The organism is Streptomyces sp. BK022 (assembly GCF_004217355.1).
Classification (GTDB): domain Bacteria; phylum Actinomycetota; class Actinomycetes; order Streptomycetales; family Streptomycetaceae; genus Streptomyces; species Streptomyces griseoluteus.
Genome location: NZ_SHKU01000003.1, coordinates 889,739 through 902,280, shown reverse-complemented (window position 1 = coordinate 902,280; position 12,542 = coordinate 889,739). Strand labels below are relative to the sequence as shown.

Here is a 12,542-nt window from a genome sequence, read left to right as displayed (position 1 = left end):
CCTCGGGAGTCCGCGGGCGGCTCAGTGGCCCTGTTCGTCCCGGCGGCGCTGCCAGCGGTCCTCGATGCGTTCCATGACGGTACGTTTCCGCCGGACCGGGCGGCGCCCGGTGTGGCCCCTGGGCGTTTCACCCGGCTTGGGTGCCTTGCGCCATCCGGTGACGGCGAGCACGGCACAGCCGAGCATCACGAGGAAGCCGACGACACTGATCCAGATCAACTGGGCGACCATACCGGCCATGAGGAGCGCGATACCGACGAGGAAGCCCGCGACCGCCTGATAGACCCGGCGCCGGGTGTAGGTCCGCAGCCCGTTTCCCTCAAGCGCCGACGCGAACTTGGGATCTTCGGCGTACAGCGCTCGCTCCATCTGCTCGAGCATGCGCTGCTCGTGCTCCGAGAGCGGCACGGAGTCCTCCTCATCGTGCAGTCGCCGGGGCGACTCTGGGGGGTCCTTTCAGGATAGGCAGGGAATCGCCCCCGTGAAACCCGCCCCTCTGCGCCATCTGGCCAACCGGGACGTCAGAGCGTCCAGGCCCGCTGAGGCTGTCATTCCCCGGCGGCCGACCCGTCATGCCGGCCGGTGTACCTCGATCATACGGCGCAAACCCCTCGATCGGGGGGCTTGTGGCGTACTCCATCCGCCGTCGCGCCCCTGATCAGCGCCGTGTCCCACGGGGCGGGTTCAGTCCCCGGCGCCTTCGGCCGGCGCTCCGGTCCGGCCCGTCTCACCGAGCACATGGACCTGGGTGGCCACGGAGTGGAAGGCGGGCAGCTCCGCCACGGCGGCCTCCAGCCGCAGCAGGGCGTCCAGCGCGCCCGGCTCGGTGTCCACCAGGACGCCGGGCACCAGGTCGGCGAAGACGCGCACGCCGTGCACGGCGCCGACCCGCAGGCCCGCGCCCTCGACCAGGGCGGTGAGCTGCCCGGGGGTGAAGCGGTGCGGCACCGGGTCGCCCTCGCCCCAGCGGCCGTCCGGGTCGGTGAGGGCCTGGCGGGCCTCGGTGAAGTGCCCGGCGAGGGCGCGGGCCAGCACGGCGCCGCCGAGGCCGGCCGCGAGCAGGCTGAGCACGCCCTCGGGGCGCAGCGCGGCCACCGCGTTGCCGATGCCCTCGGCGGGGTCGTCCACGTACTCCAGGACGCCGTGGCAGAGCACCGCGTCGTAGCCGCCGCGCTCGACCACCTCGAAGAGGCCGTGGGCGTCGCCCTGGACGCCCCGGACCCGGTCGGCCACCCCCGCCTCGGCGGCCCGGCGCTCCAGGGCGAAGAGGGCGTTGGGGCTGGGGTCGACGACGGTGACGCGGTGGCCGAGCCGGGCGACGGGCACGGCGAAGTTGCCGCTGCCGCCGCCGGTGTCGAGCACGTCCAGCGAGTCCCGCCCCGTGGCCTTGACCCGGCGGTCGAGGGCGTCCTGGAGGACGTCCCACACCACGGCGGTACGGAGAGAGGCGCGGGGGCGCGTCGGGTCCGGCACGGCTGTTGCTCCTCGGCACGGCACCGCCCGTTGCCCGGCGGCGCGATGGGGGCCTCCCCGGCCGGTCACGGGGAGGTGCGCGGCAGGTGGAGACATAAGGCGCCTCCACCCTATGGCCTCGCCCGCCGCACCCGGTCACCCCGGCCGGGTGCGGTGGTCCGCGTCTCGCCCACTGGACGAGAACGCCGGGTCAGAGGGCCTCCGGGCCGGTCCGGGGCAGCACCGGCTGGAGGGCGAGCATCCGCTCGATCAGGCGCAGGAACATGCCCGCGTCGCGTATCAGGTCGTCCGCGTCGCGGGGGCCGGCCGCGCCCCGGATGCCGGCCTCGGCGCGGGCGCGGCGGTCGGCGCCGGAGGCGAACAGGGCGCTCCACTCGGCCAGCTCCGGTGCCAGCTCGGGCAGCACCTCCCAGGCGGCGCGGATACGGCTCCGGCGGCGCGCGGTGGTCTCGGGGCGCCCCCGGACGGCGAGGACGGCGGCGGCCGCGCGGAGGGCGGCGAGGTGGGCCAGGGCGTACCGCTCGTTCGGGGTCTCCATGGCGGCGGCCTCGTCCAGCGCGGTGTGCGCCTGGCCGAGCAGGGCGACGGCGGCGGGCGGTGCCGTGGACCGGCGGAGCACGGGGTGGACGTCGCTCGGGGCGGTGGCCGATGACGAGCTGGTCATGACGAACCTCCTGTCGTCCGGTGACGGCATGGATGCCGTATGCCCACATCGTGCGGTATGCCACTGACAATCCGTTCCGACCTGCGGTTTCACCCCAACTGGGGCTGAAATCGGGGGTATCGGGGAACACCTGTGGGGCATCCGGGCTTTGTCACGCACGCCTGTTCGGGCATACTTTTGAACTGACCAGTCAGTTCAAAAGCGGTACCGGGGAGAGGCGGGGGCTTGTGCACGGCGTGGACGTCACGGCCGCGGGGTTCGGGCTCAAGGGGCCACGGGGGTGGGCCTTCGAGGACATCGGCTTCGAGGCCGGGCCGGGTTCGCTGATCGCCGTGGAGGGACCGTCCGGCTCCGGCCGTACGTGTCTGCTGCTGGCGCTCACCGGGCGGATGAAGCCGAGCAAGGGGCAGGCGGCCGTCGGCGGCCTGCCCCTCCCCCGGCGCATGGGGGCGGTACGCCGGTTCAGCGCGGTGGCCAATGTCGCCGGGGTGACCGACCTGGAGCCCGCGCTGACCGTGGGCGAGCACCTGCGTGAACGGGCCCTGCTGCAACGCCGGTTCGGCGACTCGCTGCGCGAGGCGCTGCATCCGCGTCCGCAGCGCGCCCACGAGGCCCGGCTCCGCGCGGACGCGGCGCTGGCCGCCGCCGGGCTCGACCTGGACGCACTGCCGAAGGGCTCGCGGACGGCCGTACGGGATCTGGAACGGCTGGAGGTGCTGCGGCTGTCCGTGGCGCTGGCGCTGATCGGCGGACCCCGGCTGCTCGCGGTGGACGACGTGGAGCTGAAGCTCTCGGCGGACGAACGCGCCGAGGTGTGGGACCTGTTGCGCTCCCTGGCCGACGCGGGGACGACGGTCCTGGCCGTGTGCCGCACCGCCCCGGAGGGCTGCGTCACGGTCTCCACGGAGCCCGCCGGGGCCGGACCCGCCGAAGACCGGCCGGCCGAAGACACCGAGGACGCTCCCCGAGAGGAGGACGCCGATGCGCTCACCGAAGCTGGCCGCGCTTGAGCTGCGCCGGTTCGGCCGGGGCCGGCTGCCCCGCGCCGCGCTGGTCGCGCTGCTGGTGCTGCCCCTCCTCTACGGCGCCCTGTACCTGTGGTCGTTCTGGGACCCGTACGGCCGCCTGGACCGCGTACCCGTGGCCCTCGTCAACGAGGACCGGGGCGCGACGGCGGGCGGCAAGAAGATCCACGCCGGTGCGGACATCGTCAAGGGTCTGCGCGAGCGGCGGACCTTCGAGTGGCACGAGGTCGACGCGGCCGAGGCCCGCCGGGGCACGGAGGACGGCACCTACTACCTCTCGCTGACCCTCCCGGCCGACTTCAGCCGCCGCGTCGCCTCCAGTTCGGGTGACTCCCCGGAGACCGGCGCGCTCCAGGTGCGCACCAACGACGCGAACAACTACATCGTCGGCCAGATCTCGCGGACCGTGTTCGCCGAGGTCCGCTCGGCCGCGTCCACCAAGACCTCCCGGACCTTCCTGGACCGGATCTTCATCAACTTCTCCACCCTGCACGACAAGACCGAGACCGCCGCCGAGGGCGCCGACAGACTGAGGACCGGCCTGGGCAAGGCGGAGAAGGGCGCCCGGAAGCTCGCGGACGGCCTGAAGGAGGCCGACAGCGGCAGCGGCAGGCTCGCCAAGGGCCTGACCCGGCTCGACAAGGGCGCGGGCGACCTGGAGGACGGTTCCCGGCAGGTCGCGGCCGGCACCCAGACCCTGGCGGACAAGGTCGACGGGGCGTACGCGAAGGCCGGCCCCTTCCTGCGGAAGAACGGGAAGACGATCGGCGCCACCGCCCGCCTGGTCTCCGACTCGGCCCGCACGGTGCAGGACAACCTCGACACCCTGGTCCGGCTCGCTCCCGGCGCCGCGAGGACGGCCCACGCCTCCGCCACCGCGCTGGACCAGGTGCACAGGGCCCGCTGCGAGACGCCGCCCGTGCCCGATCCCGCCTGCCCGGACCTGGCGAAGGCCCAGCGGGCGGCGGACGACGTGGCCGACGTGGCCGACGACCTGAACAAGGTCGTCGCCGCGCAGGGCGGTGATCTGACGGTCATGCGCAAGAACCTGACCACCCTGCGCGCCCAGGCCGACGCCCTCGCCGAGCGCGCCCCGCACCTGCACCAGGACGTCGCGGACGCGGTCGCCCGGATCGACAAGCTGAACGCGGGCGCGAACGCCGTCGCCGCCGGGGCGAAGAAGCTGCACACCGGCCTCGGCACCGCCCGGTCCGGCGCGGCCACCCTGCACCGGGGCATCGGCACCGCCGAGTCGGGCGCCAAGGCGCTGGACAGCGGCCTGTACAAGCTGGTGGACGGCTCCGAGCGGCTGGCGGACGGTCTGCACGAGGGCGCCGGGAAGATCCCCGACTACGACGAGCGCACCCGCGACCAGCGCACCGGCGTGATGGCCGACCCGGTCCGGCTCTCCTCCGCCGACCTGCACCACGCGCCCAACTACGGCACCGGCTTCGCCCCGTACTTCATCCCGCTCTCCCTGTGGGTCGGCGCGATGGTCGCCTACATGCTGATCCCACCGCTCAACAGGCGTGCCCTGGCGGCCGGCGCCCCGTCCTGGCGGATCGCGCTGGCGGGCTGGCTGCCGGTGCTGGCGGTGGGGGTGCTCCAGACGGCCGCGCTGATGTCCGTCCTGCACTTCGGTATCGGTCTGGAGATGGCCCGGGCGGCCGGGACGACCCTGTTCCTGTTCCTGGTCACGGCGTGTTTCACGGCGATCGTGCAGTGGCTCAACGCCCGCTTCGGCGCCGCCGGCCGCATCCTCGTGCTGGCGCTGCTGATGCTCCAGCTCACCTCGGCGGGCGGCACGTACCCGGTGCAGACCAGTCCGGGCTTCTTCAACGCCATCCACCCCTTCCTGCCGATGAGTTACGTGGTCTCGGCGCTGCGCCGGCTGATCACCGGCGGGGGGCTCGGCCCGGTGTGGCAGGCGTGCGTGGTGCTGACGGCGTTCACCGCGGGCGCCCTGGCGCTGACCGCGCTCACCGCCCGGCGCCGCCAGGTGTGGACGCTGCAGCGGCTGCACCCGGAGCTGAGCCTGTGAGCGCCGGGCCGGCACAGGCGGCCCGTCCGCCCGGCGCACCTGTGAGAATCGGGTCCATGGAAAGCACCAGCGCCCGGCCCGCCGGCGGCACGCGCCGCGAGGCCACCCGGCAGAAGCTCTACGAGGCGGCCGTCACCCTCATCGCCGAGCAGGGGTTCTCCGCGACCACGGTGGACGAGATCGCCGAGCGCGCCGGGGTGGCGAAGGGCACCGTCTACTACAACTTCGCCAGCAAGTCGGTCCTCTTCGAGGAGTTGCTGCGGCACGGCGTGGGCCTGCTCACCGCCTCGCTGCGGGAGGCCGCCGAGCGGACCGCGGGCGAGGGCGGCGGCGGGGTGGACGCGCTGGACGCGATGGTCCGCGCGGGCCTGGTCTTCATCGACCGCTACCCGGCCTTCACCCAGCTCTACGTGGCCGAGCTGTGGCGTACCAACCGGGCCTGGCAGTCGACGCTGATGGTGGTGCGCCAGCAGGCCGTGGCGGTGGTCGAGGGGGTGCTGCGCGAGGGCGTGGCGGCCGGGGAGTTCAGCGACGAGATCGACGTGCCGCTGACCGCGGCCGCGCTGGTCGGGATGGTGCTGGTGGCCGCGCTGGACTGGAAGGCCTTCCAGCCGGAACGGTCGCTGGACGACGTGCACTCCGCGCTGTCCCGGCTGCTCCAGGGACGGGTCAGCGGGGGCTGACCCGGGGGCGGGGAGGACCCGGGGCGCGCGAAGGGCGCCGGACCGCGGTGCCTGCCGGTCCGGCGCCCTCGCTCTCCCCCGTACGGTTCCCACCGCGGTCCCCCGCGACCGTGACGGCCACGGGCCCCGTGTCTCGCTTCCGCCGACGGATCGGCGGAAGGAGCGGCCGGCGGGCGGGCCCGTTCCGCCGCCCCGTGTCGGCGGTGCCGGGCCGCGCCCCCTGGCCGTGTCTCCACTCTCCCCTCCGGCAGGTCCCCGGCCCATCCGCTCGGCTACTCATCTGTGCGTCTAGGTACGGGTACTCAAGCCCCCGCGTTCGGGCCCGGACCCGGCACTGTCCGTGGTGGTCGGTAAAGTCGCGGTCATGGCACGGATTGCGGTGATCGGCGCCGGGATGGGCGCGCTGGCGGCGGCCGCCCGGCTGGCCGTCGCGGGCCACCGGGTGACGGTGTACGAGCGGACGGACACGTACGGCGGGGCGGTGCGCCGCTTCGAGCGGGACGGGTTCGCCTTCGACACCGGCCCCGGTCTGCTGCCGCTGCCCGCGGTCTGGCGGGACCTGTTCCTGAAGACCGGCAAGGAGCCGCTGGAGGACCTGGTCGAGCTGGTCCAGGTCGACCCCTCCTCCCGGCACCTCTTCGCGGACGGCACGCGGGTCGCCGTGCCCAACGCCTCGCGCGCCGGTGTCGTCTCCGCGCTGGACGCGGCGCTGGGCGCCGGGGTCGGTGAGCGCTGGGGTGACTTCCTGGTCCGGGCCCGCGAAGCCTGGGACCGCACCCGGCGCCCCCTGCTGGAGGAGCCGCTGTGGCCCAACTGGCAGGTGCTGGCGGAGCGTGAGCCCTACCCGGCCGTCCCGCACAAGCGCCTGCTGCGCACCCGCCGGGCCACCACCCTCGCCGAGGTCGCCGCCTGGGAGACGCGCGACGACCGGCTCACGGCCCTGCTGACCGGCCACGCCCTGGCCCACGGCCTCGACCCGCGCACCGCCCCGGCGAGCGCCGCCGTCCTGCCGTACCTGGAGCACGCCTTCGGCACCTGGTACGTGCGCGGCGGCATCCGCGAGCTGGCCCGCGCCGTGTACGAGCGCTGTGTGCGGCGCCGGGTGGAGTTCGTGTTCGGCGCCGAGGTCACCCGGATCACCGTGAAGGACGGCCGCGCGGCGGGCGTCGAGCTGGCCGACGGCACGGTGGCGGACGCCGATCATGTGGTGGCCGACGTGGACCCGGCCCTGCTGGGCCGCCTGACGGACCACCCCCTGGACGGCACCGGCGATGTGCGCCCCGGCGCGCGCGGCGCCGCCCGGCTCACCCTGCTGCTGGCGCTGAGGGGCGCCCGTGAGGCGGGGGCAGCGCACCGCACGGTCGTGCACGCCCCGGACGCGGAGGCCGAGCTGGACTTCCTGGCGAACCCGGGCGGCGATCCCTTCCCCGTCCCCACGGTCACCGTGCTGCGTCCCGACGACCCGGCGCTGCGCCCGGACGACGCACACGAGTCGGCGGTGGTGTGGGCGACCCTGCCCGTCGGCCTGGACACGGACGCGGGCCACGCGGAGGTCCTGCTCGACGCGGCCGCCGAGGCGGTCCCGGATCTGCGCGACCGCCTGCTCTGGCACGAGGTCCGCACCCCGGACCACAACTCGGCCGAGACCGGCGCCCGTGACGGCGCGGTACCCGCCCCCTCACTGGCCGCGGGCGCGGGCGGTCTCCTGCACCCCGCCAACTCCACGCGGCTACCCGGTCTGTACCGGGTCGGCGGCTGGTCCCACCCCGGCGGCGGCCTGCCGCACGCGGGGATGTCGGGGGCGATGGTGGCCGGACTCGTCGTGGAGGGGCCGGAGTTCCGGGGCTCGACGTGAGCGGCTGTCAGTAGCGGTACTGCTCGTCGTAGCCGGTGTTCTGCTGCTGGGTCTGGCCCTGGTAGGGGTACTGCTGCTGCTCCGGCGGGAGTTCGCCGCCGTAGGTCTCGTCGGTCCGCTGCTGCGGTACCCACACCCCGCCCGCCGGGGTCTCGCCCTGGCCGCCGTATGCGTCCTGGCCGTAGCTCTGCTGGGGGTAACCCTGCTGCGCGTAACCGGAGTTGTCGTAGCCGCCCTCGTAACCCTGGCCGTAGGGGTCGGGGTAGCCGGGGTACGCCTGCTGGGCGCCGGTGTCATAGCCGCTCGGGGCGTAGCCCTGCTGGTCGTAGCCGGAGTAGCCGTAGGCGTACGCCTGGTCGGTCTGCTGGGGCTGGGCCGGGGTGCCGTCGCCGTAGACGCCGTAGCTGCCGGTGTCGTCGGGCATGGGCTGGGGCTCGTAGACCGAGGTGGTCTCGGCGGCGGTGGGGTCGGGGCGGGCCGGGGTGAACACGTCGTCGCGGTCGTAGGCGTCGTCGTGGTCGTAACCGTCGGTGGCGTACGCCGCGGTCTCCGGGCCGGGGTGGTCACGGCCGGAGTCGGCGGACTCGTCCGGGCCGGGGTCGCCGAGGACCGGGTCCTGGTGCTCGGCGCGATTGCGGCGGCGCCGGGTGACCGGGCCCGCCTCCTCGTCGTCGGGGCGCTTGACGGCCCAGCCGGCCGCGAAGCCCTTGCGGAAGGACAGCGTGACGTAGGTCTGTCCGACGGCGAACGCGATGGCGCCCAGCCCGATGACGACGACCGACGGCATCAGCACGCCGACCACCACACCGAGGAACCCGCTGAAGGCGAGCAGCCGCCAGCGCAGCCGCGCCTTGTACTGCAGCAGCACTTCGCCGAGCAACCACAGCGCGACGACGCCGAACGCGATGTAGAGGACCGTCCAGCCCATGTACGCCCCTCTCCCAGTGACCGTTACGCAGTGTGTCGCATCGCGGTGCGGCCGGTCTAGGCCCGCGGAGGTTGGTGCAGGCCCAGGTTCTCGTAGATTTCCAGCGTCGCCGTGGAGTTGTTCAACGTGATGAAGTGCAGTCCGGGCACCCCCTCGGCGAGCAGCCGGGCGCAGAACTCCGTGGCGAATTCGATCCCCAGGGAGCGTACCGCCGCCGGGTCGTCCTTCGCCGCGAGGATGCGCTCTTTCAGCTCGGGCGGGAACAGCGCGTTGCTCAGCTTCGGCAGCCGTTCCAGCATCTTCACGCTGGTGACCGGCAGGATCTCCGGAATGACGGGGGTTTCGCAACCCGCGGCGGCGACGCGGTCGCGCAGCCGGAGGTAGGAGTCGGGCTGGAAGAACATCTGCGTGATGGCGTAGTCGGCACCCGCGCGGCACTTGTCCACGAAGTGGGCGACGTCGGTGTCCCAGTCGGCGGAGCGCGGGTGCATCTCCGGGAAGGCGGCGACGCCCACGCAGAAGTCCCCCGACTCCTTGATGAGGCGCACCAGTTCGGCCGCGTAGGTCAGCCCCTCGGGGTGCGCGACCCAGTCGCCCATCGGGTCGCCCGGCGGGTCGCCGCGCACGGCGAGCATGTTGCGGATGCCGGCGTCCGCGTACTGGCCGATGATGTTGCGGAGTTCGGCCACCGAGTGGTCGACGGCGGTGAGGTGGGCGACCGGGGTGAGCGTCGTGTCGACGACGATCTGCTGGGTCTCCTTGACCGTGGTGGCACGGGTGGTGCCACCCGCGCCGTAGGTGACGGAGACGAAGTCGGGCGCGACGGCCTCGACCCTGCGCAGCGCGTTCCACAGGTTGCGCTCGCCCTGCGGGGTCTTCGGCGCGTAGAACTCGAAGGAGTACGCCGTCTTGCCGGTGGCGAGGATGTCCCGGACGGTCCGGGCTCGATCAGTCCTGGTGGATGCGGTTCCGAGGGCCATACCCGCAGGTTAGCCACGGGTGGCCGGTGACCCAACCGGGCACCGGTGATTTGGCCGAATTGCCGGGCCCTTGTCCACCCCTTGGGACGGCTCCCGGTCAGATCTCCCGCAGCCGCTTGGCGAACTCGGCCGCCGCCGCACCCGGATCGTCCGCCGCCGTGAGCGCGCGGACCACGACCACCCGGCGGGCGCCCGCGTCGAGCACCTCGTCCAGGTTGGTCCGGTCGATGCCGCCGATGGCGAACCAGGGGCGCTCGGTCTTCAGGCCCGCCGTGTACCGGACCAGGCCGAGGCCGGGGGCGTGGCGGCCGGGCTTGGTGGGGGTGGGCCAGCAGGGGCCGGTGCAGAAGTAGTCCACGCCGTCCTGGACGGCGGCCGCGGCGGCCTCCGCCTCCGAGTGGGTGGAGCGGCCCACGAGGACCCGGTCGCCGAGGATCGCGCGGGCCGCGGGCACCGGGAGGTCGCCCTGGCCGAGGTGGAGCACGTCGGCTCCGGCCGCGTGGGCCACGTCGGCCCGGTCGTTGACCGCGAGCAGCTTGCCGTGCCGTGCGCAGGCGTCGGCGAACACCTCCAGGTGGGCCAGCTCCTCGGCGGCCTCCATGCCCTTGTCCCGCAGCTGGACGATGTCGACACCGCCGACCAGGACCGCGTCCAGGAACTCGGCGAGGTCGCCCTGCTCCCGGCGGGCGTCCGTGCAGAGGTAGAGCCGGGCGTCGGCGAGGCGGGCGCGGGCGGTGTCGGGCATGCGGTGGGTCCCCCGGTGTTCGGTGTACGGGTCGGCTTGCGTGGGGGCGGCGCCGGGCCGGGCGCCGCCCTGGGGCGCGATGGAGCGCGGTGGGTCAGACGGCCAGCGCCTGGGCCCGGCGCTTCACCTCCGTGCCGCGGTTCTCACTGAGGGCCTGGGCGGGGGTGCCGGGCAGGGAGGGGTCCGGGGTGAAGAGCCATTCGATCATCTCTTCGTCCGTGAAACCGTTGTCCCGCAGGAGCGTCAGGGTGCCGGTGAGGCCCTTGACGACCTTGTCCTCGTCGATGAAGGCGGCGGGGACGTGCAGCGCGCGGTTCTCACCGCGGCGTACGGCGATGAGCTGGCCCTCCTTGACCAGCTGCCGTACACGCGTCACCTCGACGTCGAGCTGTTCGGCGATGTCGGGGAGGGTGAGCCAGGCGGGGACAAGAGCGTCGGTATTGGTGTCAATCTCGGTCACGACACCTAGCCTGCCATCCTCCACCGGCAGCCGGTAGTCGGGCCACTCCGCGCGCGGGCACCCCGCCTACCCGGTGACGGCCTGCTTCAGCGGGAGCGCGGGGTCCGTCAGGGCGTCGGCGTCCATCAGCCGGCCCGCCTCGATCAGCCGTCTGCCCTGGGCCAGGTCGCGCGGGCGGCCCACCGCCAGCAGGGCCACCAGACGCCCCTCGCGCAGCCAGCACACGGTCCAGGCGGGGTCGGCCGGGTCGCCGCGCCACACCGTGCGGTCGGCGGCCGCGTGGTGGCCCGCGTACTGCACGAACCGCCCGAACTGCTCGGACCAGAAGTACGGCACCGGGTCGTAGGGCGCCGCCTCCTCGCCCAGGATGTCGGCGGCGACCGTACGGGGGCCCTGCAGGGCGTTGTCCCAGTGGTGGACGAGCAGCCGCTCGGCGTAGCGGGCCGAGGGGAAGGAGGTGCAGTCGCCGACCGCGTACACGTCCTCGGCGGAGGTGCGCAGCCGGTCGTCGGCCAGCACCTCGCCGTGCGGGCCGAGGGCGATGCCGGAACCGGCCAGCCAGCCGGTGGCGGGGCGGGCTCCGATGCCGACCACGACGGCGCCGGAGGGCAGCCGGGCGCCGTCGTCCAGCACGACCGCGCCGGGCTCGACGGCCGCCACCCGGGTGCCGGTGCGCAGGGTGACTCCGGCGTCGGCGTACCAGGCGGTCATCGGGGCGGCGACCTCGGCGGGCAGGGCGCCGGCCAGCGGGCGGTCCGCGGCCTCGACGACGGTCACCGCGCAGCCCGCCTCCCGGGCGGCGGTGGCGAACTCGGCGCCGATCCAGCCCGCGCCGACGACCACCACGTCGTGCTGCGCGGCCAGCACCGGGCGCAGCCGCTCGGCGTCGTCCAGGGTGCGCAGCAGGTGCACGCCGGGCGCCTGGTCCGTGCCGGGCAGCCGGACCGGTTCGGCACCGGTGGCGAGGACCAGCACGTCGTACGGGACGGGCCCGGCGGTGGTGTCCACCTCGCGGTCGGCGGGGCGGACGCCGAGCGCCTCGCGGCCCAGCCGGAGATCGATGCCGAGCGAGGCGAAGTCCACGTCGAAGGCGGAGCCGTCGGCGGTGCCCAGCAGGACGGCCTTGGACAGCGGGGGCCGGTCGTACGGCTGGTGCGCCTCGGCGCCGATCAGGGTGACGGGCCCGGCGAAGCCCCCTTCGCGCAGGGCGACGGCGGTCTGCACCCCGGCCATCCCCGCCCCGACGACGACCACGCGCCGTTCCTGTGCCTGGCCCGCCGAAGATCTCTGCTCGCTCACACGGTCACCTTAGGTCACTGACTCTCCGTCAGTCAGTGCGCTGCGGCACCGACCTCTTCCACCACGCTGGTGCCCGCGCCCGGCCCGGATTCCCATTGCCACTCCTCCTCCAGCCTCAGGCGGCCGTCGGGCAGTTCGACCACGGTGGAGACGCAGTGCCCGGAGGCGGTGGTGCCGTCGTGCCGGAGCTGCACGTAGCGGAAGTCGAGCCGGTCCCCGGCGCGGGTGCCGACGAGGTGGCCGCGCGCGATGTCGCCGCCCGCGTACTCGGCCCAGATCCGCCCCTCGCTCTCGTGGTAGGCGAACCGGGTCCCGGTGCCCACCTGGCCAGGTGCCTGGTCGGTCACGGGGGCGAGGGTGAGTCCGTCGAGCGAGCGGGGCATGGGCGA

Annotated in this window: 13 protein-coding genes; 4 read left to right on the top strand and 9 right to left on the bottom strand. The window is 74.2% G+C overall.

The window, feature by feature from the left end:
- Positions 1-21: 21 nt before the first annotated feature.
- The 3 genes from EV284_RS15650 to EV284_RS15640 form a co-directional block, all read right to left on the bottom strand.
- Positions 22-408, bottom strand: coding sequence for a DUF3040 domain-containing protein (locus EV284_RS15650; protein WP_130334365.1), 387 nt, complete (start codon positions 406-408; stop codon positions 22-24).
- Positions 409-684: 276 nt separating this feature from the next.
- Positions 685-1,473, bottom strand: coding sequence for a methyltransferase (locus EV284_RS15645; RefSeq protein WP_130334363.1), 789 nt, complete (start codon positions 1,471-1,473; stop codon positions 685-687).
- Positions 1,474-1,663: 190 nt separating this feature from the next.
- Positions 1,664-2,167, bottom strand: coding sequence for an SAV_6107 family HEPN domain-containing protein (locus EV284_RS15640; protein ID WP_130334361.1), 504 nt, complete (start codon positions 2,165-2,167; stop codon positions 1,664-1,666).
- A gap of 197 nt (positions 2,168-2,364) precedes the next feature.
- Between EV284_RS15640 and EV284_RS15635 the strand changes: the two genes are divergently transcribed.
- From EV284_RS15635 to EV284_RS15620, 4 genes are all read left to right on the top strand, one after another.
- Entirely contained in the window at positions 2,365-3,147 is a 783-nt protein-coding gene (locus EV284_RS15635; protein ID WP_242625689.1) for an ATP-binding cassette domain-containing protein, read from the top strand.
- A complete protein-coding gene (locus EV284_RS15630) occupies positions 3,119-5,203 on the top strand; it encodes a YhgE/Pip domain-containing protein (protein WP_130334357.1) in 2,085 nt (694 codons plus the stop codon). Before EV284_RS15635 ends, EV284_RS15630 begins: the two co-directional genes overlap by 29 nt.
- 56 nt (positions 5,204-5,259) lie before the next feature.
- Positions 5,260-5,886 (top strand): TetR/AcrR family transcriptional regulator, encoded by a 627-nt coding sequence (locus EV284_RS15625; RefSeq protein ID WP_130334355.1) that lies wholly within the window; start codon positions 5,260-5,262, stop codon positions 5,884-5,886.
- Positions 5,887-6,250: 364 nt separating this feature from the next.
- Entirely contained in the window at positions 6,251-7,741 is a 1,491-nt protein-coding gene (locus tag EV284_RS15620; protein WP_130334353.1) for an NAD(P)/FAD-dependent oxidoreductase, read from the top strand.
- Positions 7,742-7,748: 7 nt separating this feature from the next.
- Here EV284_RS15620 and EV284_RS15615 read toward each other — a convergent pair whose 3' ends face one another.
- The 6 genes from EV284_RS15615 to EV284_RS15590 form a co-directional block, all read right to left on the bottom strand.
- On the bottom strand, positions 7,749-8,669 hold the full coding sequence (locus EV284_RS15615) for a hypothetical protein (RefSeq protein ID WP_130334351.1): 921 nt from the start codon (positions 8,667-8,669) through the stop codon (positions 7,749-7,751).
- A 56-nt stretch (positions 8,670-8,725) separates the two neighbouring features.
- Positions 8,726-9,649, bottom strand: a complete 924-nt coding sequence (metF, locus tag EV284_RS15610) for a methylenetetrahydrofolate reductase [NAD(P)H] (RefSeq protein ID WP_130334349.1) — start codon at positions 9,647-9,649, stop codon at positions 8,726-8,728.
- Between the two features lie 97 nt (positions 9,650-9,746).
- The gene (gene thiE / locus EV284_RS15605; RefSeq protein ID WP_130334347.1) at positions 9,747-10,394 is read right to left on the bottom strand and encodes a thiamine phosphate synthase; all 648 of its coding nucleotides are present in this window, start codon (positions 10,392-10,394) and stop codon (positions 9,747-9,749) included.
- Positions 10,395-10,488: 94 nt separating this feature from the next.
- The gene (locus EV284_RS15600) at positions 10,489-10,854 is read right to left on the bottom strand and encodes an Rv2175c family DNA-binding protein (RefSeq protein ID WP_130334345.1); all 366 of its coding nucleotides are present in this window, start codon (positions 10,852-10,854) and stop codon (positions 10,489-10,491) included.
- Between the two features lie 66 nt (positions 10,855-10,920).
- Positions 10,921-12,153 carry an FAD-dependent oxidoreductase gene (locus EV284_RS15595; RefSeq protein WP_242625688.1) on the bottom strand — a complete coding sequence of 411 codons (1,233 nt, stop codon included), beginning with the start codon at positions 12,151-12,153 and terminating at the stop codon, positions 10,921-10,923.
- 32 nt (positions 12,154-12,185) lie between these two features.
- A complete protein-coding gene (locus EV284_RS15590) occupies positions 12,186-12,536 on the bottom strand; it encodes a hypothetical protein (RefSeq protein ID WP_130334343.1) in 351 nt (116 codons plus the stop codon).
- Between the last annotated feature and the right edge of the window lie 6 nt (positions 12,537-12,542).

Coding starts and splice junctions, on each gene's coding strand:
- EV284_RS15640 (WP_130334361.1), bottom strand. CDS start 2,167: ATGCCGTCACCGGACGACAGGAGGTTCGTCATGACCAGCTCGTCATCG.
- EV284_RS15630 (WP_130334357.1), top strand. CDS start 3,119: ATGCGCTCACCGAAGCTGGCCGCGCTTGAGCTGCGCCGGTTCGGCCGG.
- EV284_RS15625 (WP_130334355.1), top strand. CDS start 5,260: ATGGAAAGCACCAGCGCCCGGCCCGCCGGCGGCACGCGCCGCGAGGCC.
- EV284_RS15620 (WP_130334353.1), top strand. CDS start 6,251: ATGGCACGGATTGCGGTGATCGGCGCCGGGATGGGCGCGCTGGCGGCG.
- EV284_RS15615 (WP_130334351.1), bottom strand. CDS start 8,669: ATGGGCTGGACGGTCCTCTACATCGCGTTCGGCGTCGTCGCGCTGTGG.
- metF (WP_130334349.1), bottom strand. CDS start 9,649: ATGGCCCTCGGAACCGCATCCACCAGGACTGATCGAGCCCGGACCGTC.
- thiE (WP_130334347.1), bottom strand. CDS start 10,394: ATGCCCGACACCGCCCGCGCCCGCCTCGCCGACGCCCGGCTCTACCTC.
- EV284_RS15590 (WP_130334343.1), bottom strand. CDS start 12,536: ATGCCCCGCTCGCTCGACGGACTCACCCTCGCCCCCGTGACCGACCAG.